This window comes from Enterobacter cloacae complex sp. P42RS (assembly GCF_014930595.1).
GTDB lineage: Bacteria > Pseudomonadota > Gammaproteobacteria > Enterobacterales > Enterobacteriaceae > Enterobacter > Enterobacter bugandensis.
The window spans coordinates 64,203-86,765 of sequence record NZ_JADBRK010000018.1 but is presented as its reverse complement, the minus strand read 5'-3'; the positions used below and the strand labels follow the sequence as shown (position 1 = coordinate 86,765).

The following is a 22,563-nucleotide window of genomic DNA, read 5'->3' as shown; positions in this document are numbered from 1 at the left end:
GTATTACTCTTCTTCCGCTTCCGTCGCGGGTTCCAGCTCGTTAAACCAGCTGTCGAGCTTCTGACGCAGCTTGTCCACGCCCTGTTTTTTCAGCGAAGAGAAAGGCTCAACCTGTACATCGCCATTGAAGGCCAGTACCGCTTCGCGAACCATATTCACCTGCGCTTTACGCGCGCCGCTTGCCAGCTTGTCGGCTTTCGTCAGCAGCACCAGCACGGCAATATCGCTTGCTACGGCCCAGTCGATCATCTGCTGATCGAGATCTTTTAGCGGGTGACGAATATCCATCAGCACCACCAGACCTTTCAGGCACATGCGTTTTTCCAGGTATTCGCCCAGCGCACGCTGCCACTTGATCTTCATCTCTTCAGGCACCTGCGCATAACCGTATCCCGGCAAGTCTACGAGGCGTTTGCCTTCAGCCACTTCAAAGAGGTTAATCAGCTGGGTACGGCCAGGTGTTTTTGAGGTCCGCGCCAGGTTCTTCTGATTGGTCAGCGTATTCAGGGCGCTGGATTTCCCCGCATTTGAGCGGCCAGCAAATGCCACTTCAATACCGGTATCAGAAGGCAGGTGGCGAATATCGGGCGCACTGGTGACAAAATGCGTCTGTTGGTAGTTCCAGGTAGTCACGTGGTCGTCTCCAAAAATCGTAATCTGGAGGGATTATACCCGAATGCGGGCAAAAGGCTTTTCTGATTGCACGAGGCTTGCAGGCGAATGCCCAAACGGCTGTGAGAGATCGGCTAATGTTGCTATGGGAGATTTCAGAGAATTCGCAGGTGTCAAAAAATGCAAACTGTTTTAAATCATAATCTTATTTCCAGGTAATTATCTGAAAATCTGTATTTGTACCGTTTCGTTGCTTGTTAGTTTAACGGAACAAGGTAAAGTATGCGGCAAGGCGAGGAAGCCAACAGGAAATCGACTTAAGGATTAGGGTCAGGAGCGCCAGGAGGCGAAGACGCAGGATAGTCAGGACGACCAGCGCCTGGAGGCGTTTTAACAGGAAATGGAACCATACACGGACGGTATCAGCCAAAGGATAAACAGGGTGTGTTGTTGGTAAACATGGAATGTCTGACCCGTTAAGGGTTGTGAGTCAGGAAAAAAGGCGACAGATTGCTCTGTCGCCTTTTTTCTTTGCTTGCTTTCTGCTAGATTTCGCCGCAATTCTATACTGAAGAAAACGACTTTAAGATAAAACATCATGAAAAAACCAACCTCCGCTGCGGGCGCGAAACGCCCTGCAAAAGCACGCCGCAAAACGCGCGAAGAACTAAACCAGGAAGCGCGCGATCGCAAACGCGACAAGAAGCATCGTGGCCATGCTGCGGGTAGCCGTGCCAACGGCGGTGGTGCAGCGGGCGCCTCTGCAAAAGGCAAACAGCAGAAAGACCCTCGTATCGGCAGTAAAACTCCCATTCCACTGGGCGTGACAGACACCCCGGTCACTAAGCAGCACAAACCAAAGAGCGAGAAACCTATGCTTTCACCGCAGGCTGAGCTGGATATGCTGGAGAACGATGAGCGCCTGGACGCGCTGCTGGAACGTCTTGAAGAGGGTGAAACCCTGACCGCCGAAGAGCAGTCATGGGTAGATGCCAAACTGGACCGCATTGATGAGCTAATGCAGAAGCTGGGTCTGTCTTACGATGACGAAGACGACGAAGAGGAAGAAGAAAAGCAGGAAGATATGATGCGTCTTCTGAAAGGTGGAAACTAACATTTGCACCCGGCAGGCACGATAGTCCTGCTTATAACCCTTCCGGTTATATGTTATCTGGTGTGGTTATTCGTTAAACTACGGCGGTTGTCGCGGCGACAGAAGTGGCTGCGCACCCGAATGATGGCCCGCGATGGGGCCAGAACGGGCCGCCGTATACGAACGCGACACCAACGGAAGGAGTGAGCATGTCAGCACCAACTATCGACTGGGATTTGGCCCTAATCCAGAAGTATAACTATTCCGGGCCGCGTTATACCTCATACCCCACCGCGCTGGAGTTCTCCGATGCCTTCGGCGAGGAGGATTTTCAGCAGGCCGTCGCGCGCTATCCAGAGCGTCCGCTGTCGCTCTACGTCCATATTCCGTTCTGCCACAAGCTCTGCTACTTCTGCGGCTGTAATAAAATCGTGACCCGTCAGCAGCATAAAGCCGACCAATACCTCGATGCGCTCGAACAGGAAATTGTGCACCGCGCACCGCTTTTTAAAGGTCGTCACGTCAGCCAGCTTCACTGGGGGGGCGGCACGCCAACCTATCTCAATAAGGCGCAAATAAGCCGCCTGATGACGCTGCTGCGCGGAAATTTCAATTTTAACGACGACGCTGAAATCTCGATCGAAGTCGATCCGCGTGAAATTGAGCTGGATGTACTGGATCACTTACGCGCCGAAGGCTTTAATCGTCTGAGCATGGGCGTGCAGGATTTCAATAAAGAGGTGCAGCGTCTGGTCAACCGCGAGCAGGACGAAGAGTTTATCTTCGCCTTACTCAACCACGCGCGTGACATCGGCTTTACCTCGACCAACATCGACCTGATTTACGGCCTGCCAAAGCAGACGCCGGAGAGCTTCGCCTTCACGCTGAAGCGCGTGGCTGAACTTAGCCCGGACCGCCTGAGCGTCTTTAACTACGCGCACCTGCCGACGCTATTCGCAGCCCAGCGCAAAATCAAAGATGCCGAACTGCCTTCTGCCCAGCAGAAGCTGGATATCCTGCAGGAAACCATCACCTCTCTGACGGAGAGCGGCTATCAATTTATCGGCATGGATCACTTTGCCCGTCCGGATGACGAGCTGGCGATTGCCCAGCGCGAAGGCGTACTGCACCGTAACTTCCAGGGTTATACCACTCAGGGCGATACCGATCTGCTCGGCATGGGTGTCTCCGCCATCAGCATGATCGGTGACTGCTACGCGCAGAACCAGAAAGAGCTGAAGCTCTACTACCAGCAGGTTGATGCAACCGGCAACGCGCTATGGCGCGGCATCGCGCTGACCCGTGACGACTGCATTCGTCGTGATGTGATTAAGGCGCTTATCTGCAACTTCCGTCTCGACTTTAGCGACGTGGAAGCACAGTGGGATCTGACATTCAGCGAATATTTTGCGGAAGACCTGAGGCTGATTGCGCCGCTGGCGAAAGACGGGCTGGTGGATGTGTCGGAGAACGCGATTGAGGTCACGCCGAAAGGGCGTCTGTTGATCCGTAATATCTGCATGTGCTTTGACGCGTATCTGCGCCAGAAGGCGCGTATGCAGCAGTTTTCACGGGTGATTTAAGGCGCAAAGCCGGGTAAGGCGAAGCCGCTACCCGGCTTTTACATTTCACCCTGCTAGCTAAACAGCCCAACCAGCGCCGCACATAATACCGCCGCAACGGCAGTTTGTGGCGTGTGGCTTTCAGCTGCTCCGCTCGACAGTAAAGTCACTAATGATTCCAGCATGATGGTTCCCCCAATTTCCGGGCACGATCATACAAAACTCATCGGAACAGTAAAGCGCAAAATAACGGCAATTTGCGCTCAATTAATAACCTTTACACAGCGGGGTACGATCACTCCATTCCCAGCTCTTTCAGCTTGCGCGTCAGGGTATTACGTCCCCATCCCAGCAGGCGCGCGGCTTCTTGCTTATGGCCCTGCGTATGACGAAGCGCGGTGGTCAACAGCGTACGCTCCATCTCTGGCTGAGCCTCAGACAGCAGGTTTTGATGACCGGAACGCAGCGCGCGGTCGGCCCACTGCGCCAGCAGCGTTGCCCAGCTGTCCGGCAGCGCGTGCCCGGTGCTGCTTTCGGGCGCGGTGGCCTCAAACAGTTCGGCAGGGAGATCCTGAATCAACACTTCCTGTCCGGCGGCCATCACGGTCAGCCAGCGGCAGGTGTTTTCCAGCTGGCGAACGTTGCCCGGCCACGCCAGACGGGTGAGGGCGGCATCGGTTTCCGGGTGAAGCTGCTTGGCTTCCACGCCCAGCTCGCGGGCCGCCACCTGCAGGAAATGACGCGCCAGGCGCGGGATATCTTCCCGACGCTCGCGCAGCGGCGGCAGGTGGACGCGGATCACATTCAGGCGATGGAATAAATCCTCACGGAATTTGCCCTCCTGCACGCGCAGCTCCAGGTTCTGGTGCGTCGCGGCGATAATACGCACGTCCACCTTCACCGGCGCATAGCCGCCCACGCGGTAAAACTGCCCGTCGGCCAGCACGCGCAGCAGGCGAGTTTGAACGTCCAGCGGCATATCGCCGATCTCGTCCAGGAATAGCGTGCCGCCGTCAGCCTGCTCAAAGCGCCCCTGGCGAATGGTATTCGCGCCGGTAAACGCCCCTTTTTCGTGGCCGAACAGCTCGGACTCAATCAAATCCTTCGGGATCGCCGCCATATTGAGGGCGATAAACGGCGCTTTTGCCCGCGGGCTGTGGCGATGTAACGCATGCGCCACCAGCTCTTTACCTGTACCCGATTCCCCGTTAATCAACACGCTGATGGACGAGCGGGACAGACGGCCAATAATGCGAAACACGTCCTGCATCGCCGGCGCTTCGCCGATGATGTCAGTGGTTGGCCCAAAATCGGGCGCGTGGCGCGGCTGTTGTTGCTCCTGGTAGTGGCTAATCGCGCGCTCAACCAGCGCCACCGCTTCGTCGATATCGAACGGTTTGGGCAGATAATCGAACGCCCCTTGCTGATAGGCGCTCACCGCGGCATCCAGGTCGGAATGAGCCGTCATTATGATGACCGGAAGCATAGGATGGCGCTGTTTGATCTGCTTTAACAGCGCCAGCCCGTCCATGCCCGGCATGCGAATATCCGACAGCAGAACGTCCGGCGTTTTGGTGGTGAGTGCGTCGAGCACCTCGCTGCCGCTCTCAAACGTCGTGCAGCTTAAACCTGCCCCTGTGAGCGCGCGTTCAAGCACCCAACGGATGGAGCTATCGTCATCGACTACCCAGACTATCCCTCGTTGCATAAACGTCACCTTTATTTTTTAATCGGCAGGAAAACCGAAAACTCGGTATGTCCCGGCCAACTGGTAAATTCAATTTTTCCGGAGTGCTGATCGATCAAGCTGCGGGCGATAGATAAGCCCAGTCCCGTACCGCCTTCGCGCCCGCTTACCATTGGGTAGAACAGGGTGTCCTGCAGATGAGAAGGAATGCCAGGCCCGTTATCCTCAACGTCGATGCGTGCCGCCAGACGATAGCGCACGCCGTGCAGCGTGAGCTGGAAGGCGGTGCGGGTGCGTAAAATAATCTCGCCCCCTTCCGGCCCCAGCGCCTGCAGGGCATTGCGCACAATATTCAGCAGAACCTGCTCAATCTGGTCCGGGTCATGCGCCAGTTCCGGCAGGCTTGGGTCGTAATCACGCACCAGCGTGACGTTCTCCGGCAGCTCCATGGAGACGAGCTTCACCACCCGTTCAGCGACTTTATGAATACTTTCTGAAACGTGCATACCCGGCTGCTGCGGCCCGAGCAGGCGATCGACCAGGTTACGCAGGCGGTCCGCCTGCTCAATGATGACGTTGGTGTACTCCGCCAGCGCGGGATCGGGCAGCGCCTTGGTCAGAAGCTGCGCCGCGCCGCGTAACCCACCCAGCGGGTTTTTGATTTCATGCGCCAGACCGCGCACCAGGTCACGGGCGGCAATTTGCTGCGCATGCTGAAGCTGCTCCTGGCTCAGGCGACGCTGATTATCCATCGGCGCCATTTCCAGCAGGATCAGTCCTTCGGGAAGACGTTGCGCGGTAAGAGAGAGAATATGTGAGCGCCCGTCGATCACCAGCGTGACTTCGTTATCGGTGAACCCCTGACCGGCCTGCAAACTTTCCTGCATCAGGCCAATATTCAGCGAGAAATAGCTCAACAACTCAGGAAGCGGGGTGCCAAACAGTTTGCGTGAACTCTGGGCGAGCAGCTGTTGCGCCGCCGGGTTGGCGTAATGGACGGCCAGCTCGTCGTCGACCAGCAGGATGCTGTTAATTAAAGAATTGAGGATCTGCCCAGCATCGGGCAGCGTGCCAGTTGCCATTCAGCAGTCTCCTGGAGTCGTTGCACTGTTTTAGTGCAGTATAGCGGTTTCGGCGTAAAAAGCGCGTGAGATCAGGTTGTTGGTGGAGAAAAAAGCCCATCCGGAGATGGGCTAAAAGTTTCCACGGCAACTACCCCCGGCGCTTTTGACGCCGGGTAAAACAACTAAATTAAACGCTGTAGTACAGTTCGAACTCAACCGGATGCGGAGTCATACGCACGCGGTCGTTCTCTTCAGTACGCAGGGCGATGTAAGCATCGATAGCGTCGTCAGTGAATACGCCACCCGCAGTCAGGAACTCGCGGTCTGCATCCAGCGCCTGCAGGGCTTCTTCCAGAGAGCCAGCAACCTGTGGGATCTCTTTCGCTTCTTCTGGCGGCAGGTCGTACAGGTTTTTGTCCATCGCTTCGCCTGGGTGGATCTTGTTCTTGATACCGTCCAGACCGGCCATCAGCAGCGCTGCGAAGCACAGGTATGGGTTAGCCGCTGGGTCCGGGAAGCGCACTTCGATACGACGCGCTTTTGGAGACGCCACCACCGGGATACGGATAGAAGCAGAACGGTTACGCGCAGAGTAGGCCAGCATAACTGGCGCTTCGTAGCCCGGGACCAGACGCTTGTAGGAGTTAGTGGTTGGGTTCGCCAGGGCGTTGATCGCTTTAGCGTGTTTGATCACACCACCGATGTAATACAGCGCCTGCTCGGACAGACCGGCATATTTGTCGCCAGAGAACAGGTTGGTACCGTTCTTGGACAGAGACATGTGGCAGTGCATACCGGAGCCGTTGTCGCCAAACATTGGTTTTGGCATGAAGGTCGCGGTTTTACCGAAACGGTGCGCAACGTTGTGCACAACGTATTTGTAGATCTGAATTTCGTCCGCTTTTTTGGTCATGGTGTTGAAGCGGGTTGCCACTTCGTTCTGACCCGCCGTCGCCACTTCGTGGTGGTGCGCTTCAACAACCAGGCCCATCTCTTCCATCACCAGGCACATGGTGGAACGGATGTCCTGCGCAGAGTCGACCGGAGGAACCGGGAAGTAACCACCTTTCACACCAGGACGGTGACCTTTGTTACCACCTTCGTATTTGGTGGAAGAGTTCCATGCGCCTTCGATGTCGTCGATAGCCACGTGGGAGCCAGAAATAGAGGCACCGAAGCGGATGTCGTCGAACAGGAAGAACTCTGGCTCTGGCCCGAACAGAACGGTGTCCGCGATGCCGGTAGAACGCAGGTACTCTTCAGCGCGTTTTGCGATAGAACGTGGGTCGCGGTCGTAGCCCTGCAGCGTGCCTGGCTCGAGGATGTCGCAGCGGATGATCAGGGTTGGTTCTTCGAAGAACGGATCAATGACCGCAGTGGTTGCGTCTGGCATCAGAACCATGTCGGATTCGTTAATGCCTTTCCAGCCACCAATGGAGGAGCCGTCAAACATTTTGCCTTCTTCAAAGAATTCGGCGTTCACCTGATGAGCAGGGATTGTGACGTGCTGTTCTTTACCTTTGGTATCGGTGAAGCGCAGATCAACAAACTTCACTTCATGTTCGTTCAGCATCGTCAAAACGTGTTCAGCGGACATACTTAACTCTCCAGATTGGTCATTGTCGTCGTGGTAACGAGGTCTTCAATTTCTGTTGGTACTGGCTGTTGCCATGTATTTTTTATAAAGCGAAATCTGTGCCAACTTTTAAAACACCCCAAAAAGGCGTTATCATGCGCACCATAGTGCAAAAGGGCTGCACCATGATGGATTTGTTGCACCAGTATAGTGCTTCAATGTGAACATTAAGCACCATATTGGTGCAATTTACGTTAAAGTGCCCTTTTACCGCTCCGTGAAAGCGATCACAAAGCATCTCTGCAATACTTGTTTGCGGGGGATGTTTGTGATCCTGTTTTGTAGTGCGATTAATCCGTGTACAATAACGCGCTATTTCTAAATGCCTGAGGCAAAGTTGTGATCGAAAATTTGCGTAACATCGCCATCATCGCGCACGTTGACCATGGTAAAACTACCCTGGTTGATAAGCTGCTGCAGCAATCCGGTACGTTTGATGCGCGTGCCGAAACCCAAGAACGCGTGATGGACTCCAACGATTTGGAGAAAGAGCGTGGGATTACCATTCTCGCGAAAAACACCGCGATTAAATGGAATGACTACCGTATCAACATCGTTGATACCCCAGGGCACGCCGACTTCGGTGGTGAAGTTGAACGTGTAATGTCCATGGTAGACTCCGTTCTGCTGGTCGTTGACGCAATGGATGGCCCAATGCCACAGACGCGCTTCGTGACCAAAAAAGCATTTGCCCATGGTCTGAAGCCAATCGTTGTTATCAACAAAGTTGACCGCCCTGGCGCGCGTCCTGACTGGGTTGTTGACCAGGTCTTCGACCTGTTCGTTAACCTCGACGCGACCGACGAGCAGCTGGACTTCCCTATCGTTTACGCCTCTGCGCTGAACGGTATCGCAGGTCTGGACCACGAAGACATGGCTGAAGACATGACCCCGCTGTATCAGGCGATTGTTGACCGTGTTCCTGCGCCAAACGTTGACCTGGAAGGCACCCTGCAGATGCAGATCTCCCAGCTCGACTACAACAACTACGTTGGCGTAATCGGCATTGGCCGTATCAAGCGCGGTAAAGTGAAGCCTAACCAGCAGGTCACTATCATCGATAGCGAAGGCAAAACCCGTAACGGTAAAGTCGGTAAAGTCCTGACTCACCTGGGTCTTGAGCGTATCGAGAGCGACATCGCTGAAGCGGGCGACATCATCGCGATCACCGGTCTGGGTGAACTGAACATCTCCGACACCATCTGCGATCCGCAGAACGTCGAAGCGCTGCCAGCCCTGTCCGTTGATGAACCAACCGTATCCATGTTCTTCAACGTCAACACCTCTCCGTTCTGTGGTAAAGAAGGTAAGTTCGTTACCTCTCGTCAGATCCTTGACCGTCTGAACAAAGAGCTGGTGCACAACGTTGCGCTGCGCGTTGAAGAAACCGAAGACGCTGATGCATTCCGCGTTTCCGGTCGTGGTGAGCTGCACCTGTCTGTTCTGATTGAAAACATGCGTCGTGAAGGTTTCGAGATGGCGGTTTCCCGTCCGAAAGTAATCTTCCGCGAAATCGATGGCCGTAAACAAGAGCCGTTCGAAAACGTAACGCTGGACGTAGAAGAGCAGCACCAGGGTTCTGTGATGCAGGCGCTGGGCGAGCGTAAAGGCGACCTGAAAAACATGAATCCAGACGGCAAAGGCCGCGTACGTCTCGACTACGTGATCCCAAGCCGTGGCCTGATCGGCTTCCGTTCTGAGTTCATGACCATGACCTCCGGTACCGGCCTACTGTACTCCACCTTCAGCCACTACGACGACGTTCGTCCGGGCGAAGTGGGCCAGCGTAACAACGGCGTACTGATCTCCAACGGTCAGGGTAAAGCGGTTGCGTTTGCGCTGTTCGGTCTGCAGGATCGCGGTAAGCTGTTCCTGGGTCACGGTGCTGAAGTTTACGAAGGCCAGATCATCGGTATTCACAGCCGTTCTAACGACCTGACGGTAAACTGCCTGACCGGTAAGAAGCTGACCAACATGCGTGCGTCCGGTACTGACGAAGCAACGGTTCTGGTTCCACCGATCAAGATGACCCTGGAGCAGGCTCTGGAGTTCATTGATGATGACGAACTGGTAGAAGTGACTCCACAGTCAATTCGTATCCGTAAACGTCACCTGACCGAGAACGATCGTAAACGTGCTATGCGCGGTGCGAAAGAAGACTAATACGGTCAATCCGTAGTAAAAAAAGCCGCTGAGAAATCAGCGGCTTTTTTATTAGAACGAATAACGTAACCCCAGGCGGATCCTGTACTGCTCGCGGTTGTAATCATTCCATCTGTCCAGCCACTGGAGTTCGAGGTACGGCAGCCAGTTTCTGTCGATCTTATAGCTGAACTTGTTGGTAATTTCCCAGTGATGGTCTTTGCCATTTTTGCTGTGGTAGTCATTCACCCGCTGGAAAAAATGCGGTTCAAAGGTGTAGAAAAACGCATCCGTCACCTTGAAATTCCAGTAGTTGGCGAATTCGTGCGTGTCGTTCTTATCCATCTGCCCGTTATAGTCCGGCGTATCGTAATTGTTATGGTTATAGCGATAGCGGAACGTCAGATTAAACCCGTCCGTGAATTTATAGTTGGTATCTAAATAAACCGCGCCACCCGAACCGGCGCTGCTGTCGTTGATCAACCCGCCCGGCTGGAAGGTGAGTTTGTCCGTCGGTTTAAAGAGCGGATACCACCCCTCTATTTCGTTATAGCTGTGCTTGAGCTCATCCCACCTCCCCACGTTGTAGGCGTTGGTGAACATCAACCCCGCGCCCATATCGAAGTTATAGCCGGCACGCAGGATCACTTCGTGCAGCTCAGAGGCCGTATTGTAGGCTTCGCGGGTTTCAACATATGCCCCGGCGAATACCGGGCAGGACACAGACGACACGATCAGTACAGTGATGATTCTTTTCATAATTTGTCCATGTATCAGGTACAGAAAGGCCTCCCTCCTGATAAACAGGAAGGACATAGTGGCCGAATTTATTGTTATAAAGTGACTGCTGACGCTTTATTGTTGGGTGTTATCTCAGGGGTATTCGCTGACTGTTTTTTCCGTTTTCCAATCTCCTCGATAATAAAGGCGAAGCGCGCTTCGTTGAGTTTATAAAACAGCCCCATGGTCACGGCGGCGACGATTGCCAGGCCGCACGGCCAGAGGAAAATAAGCTGACGCAAACCCAGCAGCGTGCCCGCGCTCTGCACCGCATGAGGAACGTAACCGATCTGGGTCAGCATGATGCCGGGCAGGAAGCCGGCGAGAGCGGCGGAGATTTTGCGCGAGAAGGTGTAGCCGGTGTAAACCGATCCCTCGGCGCGGATGCCGGTTTTCCACTCGCCGTAATCAACGGTATCCGGCACCAGCGCCCAGTTCAGGCTATTCACAAACGCGGTGCCGAAAAAGGCCATGCAGGAAAACAGCACGAACAGCAGGGAGCTGGTTCCCCAGAAGAAGTTCAGCACGTCGCCCACCGCCCACAGCGTCAGCCCGCCCAGATAGACCGGCTTCTTGCCAAAGCGCTTCACCGCGCCGGGTACCAGAAACACGCCAATCAGAATGCAGCCCATGCTGAAAAAGCCCATCCACGACAGCAGATGCAGGTCGTTTAGCACGTACTGGGTGTAATAGACCTGAATCGCCAGCTTGATGTTGAACGCGGCGAGAGTACACAGGTTGGCAATGCACAGCACCAGCAGCGGCGGATTGCGGAAAATCGCGCAGAACGATTTCAGAATGCCGGGCTTATGGTGATCGGGCGTTATCTCGACGTAGCGTTCTTTCACGCCGCTATAGCACCACCACATGCAGAACAGGCCGCCGGTGACGAACACCAGCGCGGCCACCAGATAGCCCAGTGAGGGTTGGCTGACGAACAGCGCCTGAATGGGCATAAAGCCGACGGTGCAGAGTAACAGCCCCACCGTTGCGCCGCCCTGACGCCAGGCCGCCAGCTGCGCGCGCTCGTTCGGGTTTTTGGTGATGGCTGGGACCATCGCACCGTAGGCGCAGTTCATCAGGCTGTAGCAGAGCCCAAACATCATGAAGAGCACGGTGGCGAGGGCCGTTTTGACCGTCAGGCTAAAGTCGTTGGCCATAAACTGCGGCGTGGCAACCAGCGCCACCGGGACGGAGGCATACAAAATGAATGGCCGGAACTTCCCCCTCGGTCCGATGTTTCGCCGGGAATCCAACAGCACCCCGGTAAGCATGTCGGTAAACGCGGTGAAAAACTTCGCGACGAGGAAAATAATGCCGCCGTAGAACGCGGGCATCCCCAGTTCATCGGTGTAAAACTTCAGCAAATACAGCGTGCCAATACAGAGCATCAGGTTCGAGCCAAAATCGCCCATCCCGTAGGCGCACTTCTCTCGCAGGCTCAATTTCAGGGTTAACGGATCAGTATTGTATGTCATGGTCGATCCTCAGAGCGCCCCGCAGGGCGCTCTATCACGTCATTTAGGCCGTACGTTTGCGCAGTTCGATCTCTTCCACGATGCGCACATACATCTTCTCGTTGAGGTTGTAGAAGCAGCCCATCGCCACGATGGTGATGACCGCCAGCAGGCTCGGGTAGATAAATATCAGCTGCCGCAGCCCTTCAACCGTCCCGGCGGACTGAACCACGTTCGGCACGTAGCCGATCTGCGTGAGCATAATCCCCGGGAAGAAGCCCGCCAGCGCCTGGGATACCTTACGGAAGAAGGTAAAGCCGGTGTAGACCGTTCCCTCGGAGCGCACGCCGGTGCGCCACTCGCCGTATTCCACGGTATCGGACACCAGCGCCCAGTTCAGACTGTTCACGAACGCGGAGCCGAAGAACGCCAGGCAGGAGAACGCCACAAAGCTCACCGAGCCGCCGCCGAAGAAGTAGTTGAGCAGGTCGCCCGCCACCCAAATTGCCAGCCCGCTGATGTAGACCTTTTTCTTGCCGAAGCGCCGCACCGCGCCAGGCATCATAAAGACGCCGATAAAAATACAGCCCATGCTGAAGAAGCCCATGTACGACAGCAGGATTGGGTCGTTCAGCACGTACTGCGTGTAGTAGACCTGAATGGCGAGCTTAACGTTAAACGCGCCCAGCGTGCACAGGTTCGCGATACACAGGATAAACAGCGGACGGTTCCCGGCAATGGCGCGAAACGACTGCAGCAGCCCCGGCTTTTGCGCCGGGTTAGCGGGCTGCATCTCGACGTAACGCTCGGTGACGCCCTTATAGCACCACCACATAAAGAACAGCCCGAACAGCGAGAAGAGGGTGGCGGCAAAGATGTAGCCAAGCTGGTCGTTACCCTCAATCAGGTTCATCACCGGGACAAAGCCCACCGTACAGAGCAGCAGGCCGAGCGTGGCGCCGCCCTGACGCCAGGCCGCCAGCGAGGCGCGCTCGTCCGGGTTTTTGGTGATGGCGGGCACCATCGCGCCGTAAGAGCAGTTCATCATGCTGAAGAACAGGCCGTACAGCATGAACAGCACCGTCGCCATCACCGTTTTGCCGGTCATCTCAAATGGCGTACCAACGAAGTTGGCAATCGCCAGTAAGGTCACCGGGAAGGCGGCATACAGCACGAACGGGCGGAATTTCCCTTTCGGACCAATCTTGCGTCGGGAGTCGAGCATGATTCCGGTGCCCATATCGGTGAAGGCGGTAAAGAACTTCGCAATCAGGAAGATAATCCCGCCGTAGGTGCCGGGCAGCCCCAGCACGTCGGTGTAAAACTTCAGCAAATAGAGCGTGCCGATATCCAGCAGGATGTTTGAGCCGAGATCGCCCATCCCGTAGGCGAGTTTTTCTTTAAACGGCAGGCGTAGGGTTGCCGGATCGGAAGTATGTTGACTCATTATTGTTCTCCGTCTGCCCGCAGGTTTCCCTGCGGGCGAGCCTTATCAGATATCACGTAAGGTGCTAAACAGATCTGCCCATTCGCTGTGCTGGCGATAGAAGACCGGCGGCTTGCCGATCGGGGCATCAACGGTCACGTCACCGCCCTGGCAGGTTTCTCCGGTCCACGCATTGACCCAGCTGTCCTGCGGCAGATAGAGCGACCAGTCCCGGCGGCCCTCTTCATGAACCGGTGCCACCAGCAGATCGCGGCCAAACAGGTACTGGTATTTCAGCGTGTAGGCGCGCGCGTCGTCCTCATAGTGCAGGAACAGCGGACGCATCACCGGCAGGCCGCTTTTCGCGTTCTGCGCGACCGCAGCTTTGATGTACGGCTTAAGGGTGGTGAACACGGTGGTCATGCGCGCGAAGTGCACGATGGTTTCCGCATCGCCGTCGAACTGCCAGTTGTCGCCAGGGCGGTTGCCCTCGTGGGTACGCATCATCGGCGTAAAGGCGCTGAAGTCGCACCAGCGCAGCAGCAGTTCCTTGCTGCGCTTCATCTCGAACAGGGTCGTATAGCCGCCGATGTCGCTGTGGTGCAGGCCGTGCCCGGTCATCGCCAGCGACAGCGCTGCGGGCACGACGGACGCCAGACCGTCGTCCAGGCTCCAGTCAACGTTCTGATCCCCCGCCCACATCATCACCGAGTGCTTCTGGCTGCCGGTGTAGCCCGCGCGCATGAAGAACAGGATCTCCCCGAGCTTGCCGGTCTCCTGGAGCGCCTCGTAGTTACATTTCGCCCACAGGGCAGGCCAGGCGTTATGCATGAGCTCCGCGCTCACGCCGTTGTGCAGGAAGGTATCGGTCGGCAGATATTCCCCGAAATCGGCCATCCAGCCGCCGCAGCCCAGTTCGATCAGATTCTTTTTGATGACCTCTTTGTACCAGCCGTAGGCTTCCGGGTTGGTCAGGTCGATAACGCCCGCGTAGAACTCGCCGAACTCAACGTGGTAGTCCTCGCCATTGGCGTTTTTGGTCAGATAGCCGCGTTTCGCCGCCTCTTCGCAGAGATCTTTATCGCTGGCGACGTACGGGTTGATATAGGAGAGGAATTGTACGCCCTCCTGCTTCCACTGCCCGATCCGCTCGTCAAGCTGCGGATAGAGCTCGCTGTTCCACTTCCAGTTCCACATCACGCGTTTGCCGAAGGAGGTCATGCGGATGCCGGACCAGTCCTGCGCCCAGATGCCGTTCACCTTCACGCCGCCCTCGCGCATGGCGTCGAGCTTCTGCTGGCACACCTCGGTGCCGCCCTGGATGCCCAGCGTCACGCCGTCGTAAACCCAGTCCGGCAGCTCAGGCTGGCGCCCCAGCAGGCCGGTCAGTTTTTCCAGCAGATCGACGTAGGTTTGTGCACATTCGAAGCGCAGCGTGGCGTTATCTTCCCAGAACGCCAGCTCGTGGAAATCCGGCGCGCTGAAGTCAAAGTTCATGTAGCAGCTGTTATCCACGTGGCAGTAGTACTTCTGGGTGCTCACAAAGGTAGGCTGCGGGAAGAAGGTCCAGTAGTAGTCACCACCCGCGTTCTCTTTACAGTCGGCCTGCCAGGTGACGTAGGTCTGCTTGTTGCGGCCCACGCCCTGCTCGCTGGTCCACAGCGGGAACGGCTTGCCGCGCAGGTCGAAGTACGAGAATTGCTCGCCGCAGCCGTAGATATGATCTTCCGGCTGCGCCGCCAGCCGCAGCCAGATGCGGTTATGGCCGGGAGCATCATTTTTCAGCTTCAGCTCCAGACGGCCTTCCGCATCCACGCCCACCAGCAGCGTCGCGCTTACCGCATCGCCGCGGGTAAAGCGGATCGCCCAGCCCGCGCTTTGCTGCGTGACGGTCGCGTCCGTCAGGGCAATCTTTTCGTTGAGCTTGTCTTTAATGCTGAAATTGCCGCGAAACATCTCGATATCGGCCTCGCCTGCTCCGATCCACAGGCAAGGCGCTTCTTCAGAGTGGGACAAAATCAGGCGATCCTGCCAGCGCAGGGTAAAGCCACGTTCGTTATTTTTTAGGTCAATATTGTGTAGGGTACGCATAAAAACTCCGTCTTTATTATTTGGCCTGGCTGTCCAGCAATCCGGCGGCGACGGCAGGCGCTAAGCCCGGCGCCAGCGGCAGGCGGGGGATCACCAGGCAGTGCAGCAGATGGTAAATATCCTGCTTGCCGTCCCAGACTTTGGTGGTCACTTCGTTATTGGTGTCCAGCTCCTGCCACCAGGAACCGTTTTCGTAATCCATCAGGTACTTGATGCAGTAATCCCACCACTTCTGATACCAGGCTTCGTACTGCGCTTCGCCGGTCACGGTATAGAGGGCATAGGCCGTGCCCATCGCCTCGACGATTGGCCAGCGCACGCGTTCGCGGACGATAGGCTTGCCGTCCCAGCCCACGGAATAGACAAACCCGTCGGCGCCGTCGGGTGCCCAGGCGTCGCGGATGGTGGCGTGGAACAGGCCTTTCGCATCTTCCAGCAGCCACTCAGGTGGAGTTTCAAAGCGCGCTTCCAGCGCGGCGCGCAGGTGCAGCATCAGGCGGCCCCACTCAATCCAGTGTCCCGGCGTGCCGCCGTAGGCGCGGAAGCGGTGAGCAGGATTATCGATGTTGTAATCGCGGATCGGGTTCCAGTCGGTGTCGAAATGCTCGTTAACGCGATACTCACCTTTGCGCGCTACGTCGTGAATAATCACCGAGGCGATGCGCAGGGCGCGGTCGAGCCATTTGCGGTCGTGGGTCACGTCATAGACAATCAGGAAGGCTTCCACGGCGTGCATGTTGGCGTTACCGCCGCGGTAATCTTCCGTTTTGCTGAAGGCTTCATCCCAGGACTCGAGGCACATCTGCTCCTCTTCGCTCCAGAAATAGCGTTCGATCACCGCAATCGCTTCGTCGAGAAGAGGGCGAGCCTGCGGGTGGCCGGTGGTCACGGCGCTCGCCGCACCCAGCAGCACGAAGAAGTGCTGATAACCCTGCTTGGAGGCGTCGACCACGCCCTCATCGTTGACGCAGGCATACCAGCCGCCGTGCTGGCTGTCGCGCAGCGGGCCGTTGAGGGCGTTAATACCGTGCTCAACCAGGGCATACGCGCCGGGACGCCCCATGTTTGCGGCAACGGCGTATACGTGCAGCATGCGGGCGGTGATCCACAGATGGGTGCCCATATCGCTGCGCACCTGGCCGTTATTACCCAGCCAGCCGAACCCGGTCGGCACGGCGGCGTTTTTACCGAAATCGAGAATGCGGTCGGTCTCTTGTTCGAGCCAGCGGTTATGGCTCAGGGTGTTAAACCATTTCATGTTCGGGTCCTTTCTTAGCGGCGAGCCATCATTTCGTCGACGATCTCACCCAAACGCTGCAGTTTCGGCACAGAGACGTCACGCAGCATCATTTCAGTATCCGGCAGGCCAATCACCGAGGACCAGACGGCGCGACCGGCTAAAAAGCCCGATGCCCCAGCCTGCATCGCCACGCTCACGGCGCGCGGGAACAGCTTATCGTCCACGCCGGACGAGAGGATCACCCACGGCATGGCGATGTTCTCGTTCAGCTTCTGCGAGGCCGCCAGCAGTTCCTGCTGGGTGCCCTTGCCGAACAGCGGCATCTCCACCTTGTAAAGGTCGGCACCGCTGTCGCCCAGCTCTTTAGCCGCATCGATAATCGCCTGTTCGCGGTTAAATTCGGCTCCGCGACGCGGCGGACGCACCACCGGCTCGATAATGCTCAGCAGCCCGTTGTCGTGGCACAGCGTATTGAACGCTTTCACCATCTCCAGGCGCTGCTGCGGATCTTCACCGCTACGCCACAGCACCAGCAGCTTCAGCGCCTTGCCGCCGTCGCGTTTGACCGCCTGGGCGTCGATGCTTTTGTCGATCACCACGCTGTCGACCGGAATACCGTTCCCCGGAATAAACTCGTCGGCCGCCACAATCATCGCGCAGCTGTTGGCTACGGCCTGCTGCTCCATAATCTGGCGATAGCAGAACTGCTGGTCGACGAGAATGGCAGAGGCGTACGGCGACAGAATCTTCGCCGCGTTGACCTTAAAATCCGTCAGGTGCTGGTCGGTTACCGGCACCGGCGCGCCTGCGGCGGCAAACATCAGGCGCATCGCTTCGCGCTGATCCACGGCCAGCATTGCAAAACCGCCGGAAGGTCGGGTGATATCTTTCAGGGTGTACATCGTCATTCCTCAGTCCTTTCGTATCAGTGTGATTTTTTCAGCCCGGCAGATGCGCGAACCTGTTCAAGAATGGCCGTCCAGTCTTCGCGCCCGCGCCCGGCGGCGCGAGCCTGGTTATAAACTTCGCGGGACGCCGCGCCCAGCGGCATCGGAACGTGGAGCTGGTTAGCCACGTCCAGGGCGATCCCCAGATCTTTATGCGCAAGGTCGATCATGAAGGCGGGTGAAAGATCGCCTTTCAGCACCTTGTTCGGCCATGAGGTGGTGAAGTGGCCTTTACCCGCCGGCGTGCCGCTCATCACCTTCAGAGCCACCTCAAAGGAGAGGCCAAGCGCTTCACACAGCACGGCCGCCTCGGCGGAAAGCGCGTTCAGGGCGATGCTCATGTAGTTATTGATAAGCTTCACGCGGATGCCCATGCCCGGTCCGCCGGCGTTAATCAGCTCATTGCCCATCGCCATTAAGACGGGGGTGGCGCGTTCCACCTGCTGCGCGGTGCCGCCCGCCAGCAGGAGCAGCGTGCCGGCGATGGCATGGTCTGACGTACGTCCCACGGGCACGTCCATCAGGCTGAAGCCGCGCTCTGCCATGTCACGGAGCAGCGCGTCGGTTTGCAGCGGGTGGATGGTGGACATATCAATCACCAGCGCGTCGCGGGATAACCCTTCGCACACGCCGTGCTCGCCGAACAGCACGCTGCGCACCAGGTCGCCATTTGGCAGCATGGTGATGACGAATTCGGCATCCGTTGCGGCCTGAGCGGGCGTAGCCGCCGCCCGTGCGCCGCTCTCTACCAGCGCCTGAACCGCCTGCGGGTTCACGTCAAACACGTTAAGCTGGTGGCCTTGCTTTAACAGATTCTTCGCCATTGGCGCGCCCATCTGCCCTAAACCGATAAATGCGATTGCTGACATGCCTCTCTCCTGTCACATCGTGTCAATTTCTGCGCGTTTGCGTTGTCTGTTTTTGATCGTATTTGTAATTTATAGTCAAAAAATTGACACGGGTCACTTTTTAAACATTTGGTGAAATTAAAATGAAGGCATCAGAAATCGCAGAAGGAATCACCATGACTCGCATCGTTTGTGTCGGCATTACCGTGCTGGATCGCATCTGGTATCTCGATGATTTACCTAAAGAAGGAGGGAAATATGTCGCAAAGGACTATACGGAAGTGGGGGGCGGCCCGGCGGCAACTGCGGCTGTGGCGGCGGCGAAACTGGGCGCGGAAGTGGATTTTATTGGCCGGGTGGGCGACGACGATACCGGCAGACGGCTGCTGGCGGAGCTGGAATCCCTGGGGGTGAACACTCGCTATACACGCGTGTTTAAAGGTGCCCGATCGTCACAATCCGCGGTGCTGGTGGACGCAGGCGGAGAACGAGTGATTGCCAACTACCCCAGCCCCGATCTGCCCGCCGAGGCAGACTGGCTGCATGAAATCGACTTCTCGCAATGGGATATCGTGTTAGCAGACGTGCGCTGGCATGACGGGGCAAAACAGTCGTTTACCCTGGCCCGTCAGCAGGGCGTTCCTACTTTGCTTGATGCCGACGTTACCCCGCAGGACATCGCGGAGCTGATAGCCTTAAGCGACCACGCGGCCTTCTCCGCGCCGGGCCTGCGGCGACTAACTCAGTTGGATAAAGCAGAAGATGCCCTTAAAAAAGCACAAACGCTCACAAATGGACATGTGTATGTCACTCAGGGGCGAGATGGCTGCTACTGGCTGGAAAACGGCGCCTTGTGTCATCAATCCGGCTTTGAGGTGAAGGTGGTGGATACCACCGGCGCGGGCGACGTTTTCCACGGCGCGCTGGCGTTCAGCCTGGGGCAGCAATCCACCGCCGCAGACGCCGTGCGTTTTGCCAGCGCCGTCGCAGCCCTGAAATGCACAAAGCCCGGCGGGCGCGCGGGTATACCCGACTGTGATCAAACCCGCTCTTTTTTGTCACTTTTTGTATAAAATGCGGAGCGTGATGGTTTTCAGAGGACAGCCCATGAGCCTTACCGAACTGACCGGCAACCCGCGTCACGATCAGCTGCTGACGCTGATTGCCGATCGCGGCTATATGAACATTGATGAACTGGCGCAGCTGCTGGACGTGTCGACGCAAACGGTGCGCCGGGATATCCGTAAGCTCAGCGAGCAGGGGCTGATCACGCGTCATCACGGCGGCGCGGGCAGGGCATCCAGCGTGGTGAACACGGCGTTCGAACAGCGCGAAGTGTCGCTTACCGAAGAGAAGCGGGCGATTGCGGAGGCGATTGCGGACTATATTCCCGACGGCTCAACTATTTTCATCACCATCGGCACGACCGTAGAGCACGTTGCCCGGGCGCTGCTTAACCATAATCATCTGCGCATCATCACCAACAGCCTGCGGGTGGCGCATATTCTGTATAAGAACCCGCGCTTTGAAGTGATGGTGCCGGGCGGCACGCTGCGCCCGCACAACGGCGGCATTATCGGGCCTGCGGCGACGGCGTTTGTGTCTGGTTTTCGGGCGGACTATCTCGTGACCAGCGTCGGGGCGATAGAGCACGACGGCGCGATGATGGAATTTGACGTTAACGAAGCCAGCGTGGTGAAAACCATGATCGCTCACTCCCGTCACATTTTACTGGCGGCCGATCATACGAAATACCACGCCTCCGCGGCGGTTGAAATTGGCAACGTGGCGCAGGCGACGGCGCTGTTCACCGATGAGCTGCCCGGCCCGGCGCTGCAAAATCACCTCAAATCCAGCAAGGTTGAGGTTGTCGAAGTCAATTCCGGAGAAGAGCAGCAGGCTGGCTGATTATCCTATGGCCCGATATTGCGATTCGGGCCTTTCCTTTCTCTAAGCTGAATCTGGCGCATAGCTAAAGTTTCTCTTTCCCGCTACAGTTACTTTTCCACGGCGAAAGGAGATAAACATGCTTTATATCTTTGACTTAGGAAATGTAATCGTCGATATCGATTTTAACCGGGTGCTGGGCGCATGGAGCGATTTTAGCCGTGTTCCGCTGGCGACGTTAAAGCAGAATTTCGCGATGGGCGACACTTTCCATCTGCACGAGCGCGGTGAGATCAGCGATGAAACGTTCGCAGAGCGTTTCTGCCATGAAATGGGTCTCTCGTTAAGCTATGAGCAGTTTTCCCACGGCTGGCAGGCCATATTTGTCGCGATCCGCCCCGAAGTGATCGACATCATGCATAAACTGCGCGAGCAGGGGCATCGCGTGGTGGTGCTGTCGAATACCAACCGCCTGCATACCACCTTCTGGCCGGATGAATACCCGGAAATCCACGCGGCAGCAGATAAAATTTATCTCTCCCAGGAGATGGGCATGCGTAAACCTGAGGCGCGCATCTATCAGGCGGTATTGCAGGAAGAAGGATTCACGGCAGCGGATGCGGTCTTTTTTGACGACAACGCCGATAATATAGAAGGGGCTAATCAGTTGGGCATCACCTCCATTTTGGTGACCGGAAAAGAGACGATACCGAACTACTTTGCGAAGCAGTTATGCTAAAAACCGTTCATCAAAAAGCCAATCACCACACGCGCCCGCTGAGGGCGTGGCTGAAACTCCTCTGGCATCGCATTGATGAGGACAACATGACCACGCTGGCGGGCAATCTCGCTTACGTGTCCTTGCTCTCGCTGGTTCCGCTGGTGGCGGTGATTTTTGCGCTTTTTTCGGCGTTTCCAATGTTTGCCGATGTGAGCATGCAGCTTCGCCATTTTGTTTTCGCGAACTTTATTCCTGCCACCGGCGATGTGATCCAGAACTACATAGAACAGTTCGTCGCTAACTCCAGCAAGATGACGGCGGTGGGGGCATGCGGGCTTATTGTTACCGCACTGCTGCTGATGTACTCCATCGACAGTGCGCTCAACACCATCTGGCGGAGCAAAAAAGTCCGCCCGAAGGTTTACTCCTTTGCCGTCTACTGGATGATTTTAACTCTTGGCCCATTGCTGGCGGGGGCAAGCCTGGCGATCAGTTCCTACCTTCTTTCGCTGCGCTGGGCGACCGACTTAAACAGCGTGATCGATAACGTGCTGCGTATCTTCCCGCTGATTTTATCGTGGCTTTCGTTCTGGCTGCTCTATAGCGTGGTGCCAACCACGCGCGTACCCAACCGGGATGCCGTGGTGGGTGCGCTGGTAGCGGCGTTGCTTTTTGAGCTGGGCAAGAAAGGATTCGCGCTTTATATCACCATGTTCCCCTCTTATCAGCTGATTTACGGCGTGCTGGCGGTGATCCCCATTTTATTTGTCTGGGTTTACTGGACCTGGTGTATCGTCTTGCTTGGTGCCGAAATAACTGTCACTCTCGGCGTATACCGCGAACTTAAAAAAGCAGCAGAAGCTGAAAAACAATTAGAAGCAGACCAACCATGATTGCATTGATACAGCGCGTAACCCGTGCCAGCGTCACCGTGGAGGGAGAGGTGACGGGTGAAATTGGCCCAGGACTTTTGGTGTTGTTAGGTGTCGAAAAGGATGATGACGAACAAAAAGCGAACCGCTTATGCGAGCGCGTGCTGGGCTACCGCATATTCAGCGATGCGGAAGGCAAGATGAATCTGAACGTCCAGCAGGCGGGCGGCAGCGTGCTGGTGGTTTCCCAGTTTACGCTGGCAGCGGATACCGAGCGCGGCATGCGCCCGAGTTTCTCTAAAGGCGCGGCGCCGGATCGTGCAGAAGCACTTTACGAATACTTTGTTGAGCGTTGTCGCCAACAGGAAATGAATACGCAAACCGGACGATTCGCTGCAGATATGCAGGTCTCGCTGGTGAACGATGGCCCCGTCACATTCTGGCTTCAGGTATGAGCCAACTGGCGGCGTGGCCGCGGGTAACAAGAGAGAGTACAGC

At 56.5% G+C, this 22,563-nt stretch carries 20 protein-coding genes; 8 read left to right on the top strand and 12 right to left on the bottom strand.

The features are described 5' to 3' along the window. Window positions 1-3 precede the first annotated feature (3 nt). Entirely contained in the window at window positions 4-633 is a 630-nt protein-coding gene (yihA, locus tag IM314_RS18285) for a ribosome biogenesis GTP-binding protein YihA/YsxC (protein ID WP_014885764.1), read from the bottom strand. A gap of 577 nt (window positions 634-1,210) precedes the next feature. On the opposite strand from yihA, the gene yihI reads away from it, so the two are divergent. Next, window positions 1,211-1,726 (top strand): Der GTPase-activating protein YihI, encoded by a 516-nt coding sequence (gene yihI, locus IM314_RS18280; RefSeq protein ID WP_028014895.1) that lies wholly within the window; start codon window positions 1,211-1,213, stop codon window positions 1,724-1,726. 188 nt (window positions 1,727-1,914) lie between these two features. Then, window positions 1,915-3,288, top strand: coding sequence for an oxygen-independent coproporphyrinogen III oxidase (hemN, locus tag IM314_RS18275; protein WP_193359227.1), 1,374 nt, complete (start codon window positions 1,915-1,917; stop codon window positions 3,286-3,288). A gap of 53 nt (window positions 3,289-3,341) precedes the next feature. Here hemN and IM314_RS18270 read toward each other — a convergent pair whose 3' ends face one another. The 4 genes from IM314_RS18270 to glnA all read right to left on the bottom strand — a co-directional run bounded on the left by IM314_RS18270 (window position 3,342) and on the right by glnA (window position 7,615). Next, window positions 3,342-3,452 carry a YshB family small membrane protein gene (locus IM314_RS18270; protein ID WP_017382667.1) on the bottom strand — a complete coding sequence of 37 codons (111 nt, stop codon included), beginning with the start codon at window positions 3,450-3,452 and terminating at the stop codon, window positions 3,342-3,344. Window positions 3,453-3,562: 110 nt separating this feature from the next. Next, window positions 3,563-4,975: a nitrogen regulation protein NR(I) gene (gene glnG, locus IM314_RS18265; protein ID WP_028014893.1), complete on the bottom strand. Its 1,413-nt coding sequence runs from the start codon at window positions 4,973-4,975 to the stop codon at window positions 3,563-3,565. An 11-nt stretch (window positions 4,976-4,986) separates the two neighbouring features. Beyond that, on the bottom strand, window positions 4,987-6,036 hold the full coding sequence (gene glnL, locus IM314_RS18260; protein ID WP_014172250.1) for a nitrogen regulation protein NR(II): 1,050 nt from the start codon (window positions 6,034-6,036) through the stop codon (window positions 4,987-4,989). 169 nt (window positions 6,037-6,205) lie between these two features. Continuing rightward, window positions 6,206-7,615, bottom strand: a complete 1,410-nt coding sequence (glnA, locus tag IM314_RS18255; RefSeq protein WP_008501856.1) for a glutamate--ammonia ligase — start codon at window positions 7,613-7,615, stop codon at window positions 6,206-6,208. 378 nt (window positions 7,616-7,993) lie between these two features. On the opposite strand from glnA, the gene typA reads away from it, so the two are divergent. Continuing rightward, window positions 7,994-9,817: a ribosome-dependent GTPase TypA gene (gene typA, locus IM314_RS18250; RefSeq protein ID WP_028014891.1), complete on the top strand. Its 1,824-nt coding sequence runs from the start codon at window positions 7,994-7,996 to the stop codon at window positions 9,815-9,817. 51 nt (window positions 9,818-9,868) lie between these two features. Here the strand turns inward: typA and ompL are convergent, their stop codons facing one another. From ompL to yihU, 7 genes are all read right to left on the bottom strand, one after another. Then, window positions 9,869-10,555, bottom strand: a complete 687-nt coding sequence (gene ompL, locus IM314_RS18245; RefSeq protein ID WP_045630623.1) for a porin OmpL — start codon at window positions 10,553-10,555, stop codon at window positions 9,869-9,871. A gap of 74 nt (window positions 10,556-10,629) precedes the next feature. Then, the gene (locus tag IM314_RS18240; RefSeq protein ID WP_193359228.1) at window positions 10,630-12,054 is read right to left on the bottom strand and encodes an MFS transporter; all 1,425 of its coding nucleotides are present in this window, start codon (window positions 12,052-12,054) and stop codon (window positions 10,630-10,632) included. A gap of 43 nt (window positions 12,055-12,097) precedes the next feature. Beyond that, window positions 12,098-13,480: an MFS transporter gene (locus IM314_RS18235; protein ID WP_045630621.1), complete on the bottom strand. Its 1,383-nt coding sequence runs from the start codon at window positions 13,478-13,480 to the stop codon at window positions 12,098-12,100. A gap of 45 nt (window positions 13,481-13,525) precedes the next feature. Then, a complete protein-coding gene (locus tag IM314_RS18230) occupies window positions 13,526-15,550 on the bottom strand; it encodes an alpha-glucosidase (protein ID WP_193359229.1) in 2,025 nt (674 codons plus the stop codon). A 16-nt stretch (window positions 15,551-15,566) separates the two neighbouring features. Next, complete coding sequence (yihS, locus tag IM314_RS18225) at window positions 15,567-16,808, bottom strand: sulfoquinovose isomerase (RefSeq protein WP_060573403.1); 1,242 nt, start codon at window positions 16,806-16,808, stop codon at window positions 15,567-15,569. Window positions 16,809-16,822: 14 nt separating this feature from the next. After that, on the bottom strand, window positions 16,823-17,698 hold the full coding sequence (yihT, locus tag IM314_RS18220) for a sulfofructosephosphate aldolase (RefSeq protein ID WP_193359230.1): 876 nt from the start codon (window positions 17,696-17,698) through the stop codon (window positions 16,823-16,825). A gap of 17 nt (window positions 17,699-17,715) precedes the next feature. Beyond that, complete coding sequence (yihU, locus tag IM314_RS18215; RefSeq protein ID WP_193359231.1) at window positions 17,716-18,606, bottom strand: sulfolactaldehyde 3-reductase; 891 nt, start codon at window positions 18,604-18,606, stop codon at window positions 17,716-17,718. 155 nt (window positions 18,607-18,761) lie between these two features. On the opposite strand from yihU, the gene IM314_RS18210 reads away from it, so the two are divergent. The 5 genes from IM314_RS18210 (at window position 18,762) to dtd (ending at window position 22,520) form a co-directional block, all read left to right on the top strand. Beyond that, window positions 18,762-19,658, top strand: a complete 897-nt coding sequence (locus IM314_RS18210) for a sugar kinase (RefSeq protein WP_193359232.1) — start codon at window positions 18,762-18,764, stop codon at window positions 19,656-19,658. Window positions 19,659-19,692: 34 nt separating this feature from the next. Beyond that, window positions 19,693-20,493 (top strand): DeoR/GlpR family DNA-binding transcription regulator, encoded by an 801-nt coding sequence (locus tag IM314_RS18205; RefSeq protein ID WP_003861944.1) that lies wholly within the window; start codon window positions 19,693-19,695, stop codon window positions 20,491-20,493. Window positions 20,494-20,611: 118 nt separating this feature from the next. After that, window positions 20,612-21,211, top strand: coding sequence for a glucose-1-phosphatase (gene yihX, locus IM314_RS18200; protein WP_193359233.1), 600 nt, complete (start codon window positions 20,612-20,614; stop codon window positions 21,209-21,211). Next, window positions 21,205-22,086 (top strand): virulence factor BrkB family protein, encoded by an 882-nt coding sequence (locus tag IM314_RS18195; protein WP_153656909.1) that lies wholly within the window; start codon window positions 21,205-21,207, stop codon window positions 22,084-22,086. Before yihX ends, IM314_RS18195 begins: the two co-directional genes overlap by 7 nt. Then, entirely contained in the window at window positions 22,083-22,520 is a 438-nt protein-coding gene (gene dtd, locus IM314_RS18190; RefSeq protein WP_008501836.1) for a D-aminoacyl-tRNA deacylase, read from the top strand. Before IM314_RS18195 ends, dtd begins: the two co-directional genes overlap by 4 nt. Window positions 22,521-22,563 lie beyond the last annotated feature (43 nt).

Bases quoted from the DNA above. Each gene is read 5' to 3' on its own strand.
- yihI (WP_028014895.1), top strand. From the start codon at position 1,211: ATGAAAAAACCAACCTCCGCTGCGGGCGCGAAACGCCCTGCAAAAGCA.
- hemN (WP_193359227.1), top strand. From the start codon at position 1,915: ATGTCAGCACCAACTATCGACTGGGATTTGGCCCTAATCCAGAAGTAT.
- IM314_RS18270 (WP_017382667.1), bottom strand. From the start codon at position 3,452: ATGCTGGAATCATTAGTGACTTTACTGTCGAGCGGAGCAGCTGAAAGC.
- glnG (WP_028014893.1), bottom strand. From the start codon at position 4,975: ATGCAACGAGGGATAGTCTGGGTAGTCGATGACGATAGCTCCATCCGT.
- glnL (WP_014172250.1), bottom strand. From the start codon at position 6,036: ATGGCAACTGGCACGCTGCCCGATGCTGGGCAGATCCTCAATTCTTTA.
- glnA (WP_008501856.1), bottom strand. From the start codon at position 7,615: ATGTCCGCTGAACACGTTTTGACGATGCTGAACGAACATGAAGTGAAG.
- ompL (WP_045630623.1), bottom strand. From the start codon at position 10,555: ATGAAAAGAATCATCACTGTACTGATCGTGTCGTCTGTGTCCTGCCCG.
- IM314_RS18240 (WP_193359228.1), bottom strand. From the start codon at position 12,054: ATGACATACAATACTGATCCGTTAACCCTGAAATTGAGCCTGCGAGAG.
- IM314_RS18235 (WP_045630621.1), bottom strand. From the start codon at position 13,480: ATGAGTCAACATACTTCCGATCCGGCAACCCTACGCCTGCCGTTTAAA.
- IM314_RS18230 (WP_193359229.1), bottom strand. From the start codon at position 15,550: ATGCGTACCCTACACAATATTGACCTAAAAAATAACGAACGTGGCTTT.
- yihS (WP_060573403.1), bottom strand. From the start codon at position 16,808: ATGAAATGGTTTAACACCCTGAGCCATAACCGCTGGCTCGAACAAGAG.
- yihT (WP_193359230.1), bottom strand. From the start codon at position 17,698: ATGACGATGTACACCCTGAAAGATATCACCCGACCTTCCGGCGGTTTT.
- yihU (WP_193359231.1), bottom strand. From the start codon at position 18,606: ATGTCAGCAATCGCATTTATCGGTTTAGGGCAGATGGGCGCGCCAATG.
- IM314_RS18210 (WP_193359232.1), top strand. From the start codon at position 18,762: ATGACTCGCATCGTTTGTGTCGGCATTACCGTGCTGGATCGCATCTGG.
- IM314_RS18205 (WP_003861944.1), top strand. From the start codon at position 19,693: ATGAGCCTTACCGAACTGACCGGCAACCCGCGTCACGATCAGCTGCTG.
- yihX (WP_193359233.1), top strand. From the start codon at position 20,612: ATGCTTTATATCTTTGACTTAGGAAATGTAATCGTCGATATCGATTTT.
- IM314_RS18195 (WP_153656909.1), top strand. From the start codon at position 21,205: ATGCTAAAAACCGTTCATCAAAAAGCCAATCACCACACGCGCCCGCTG.
- dtd (WP_008501836.1), top strand. From the start codon at position 22,083: ATGATTGCATTGATACAGCGCGTAACCCGTGCCAGCGTCACCGTGGAG.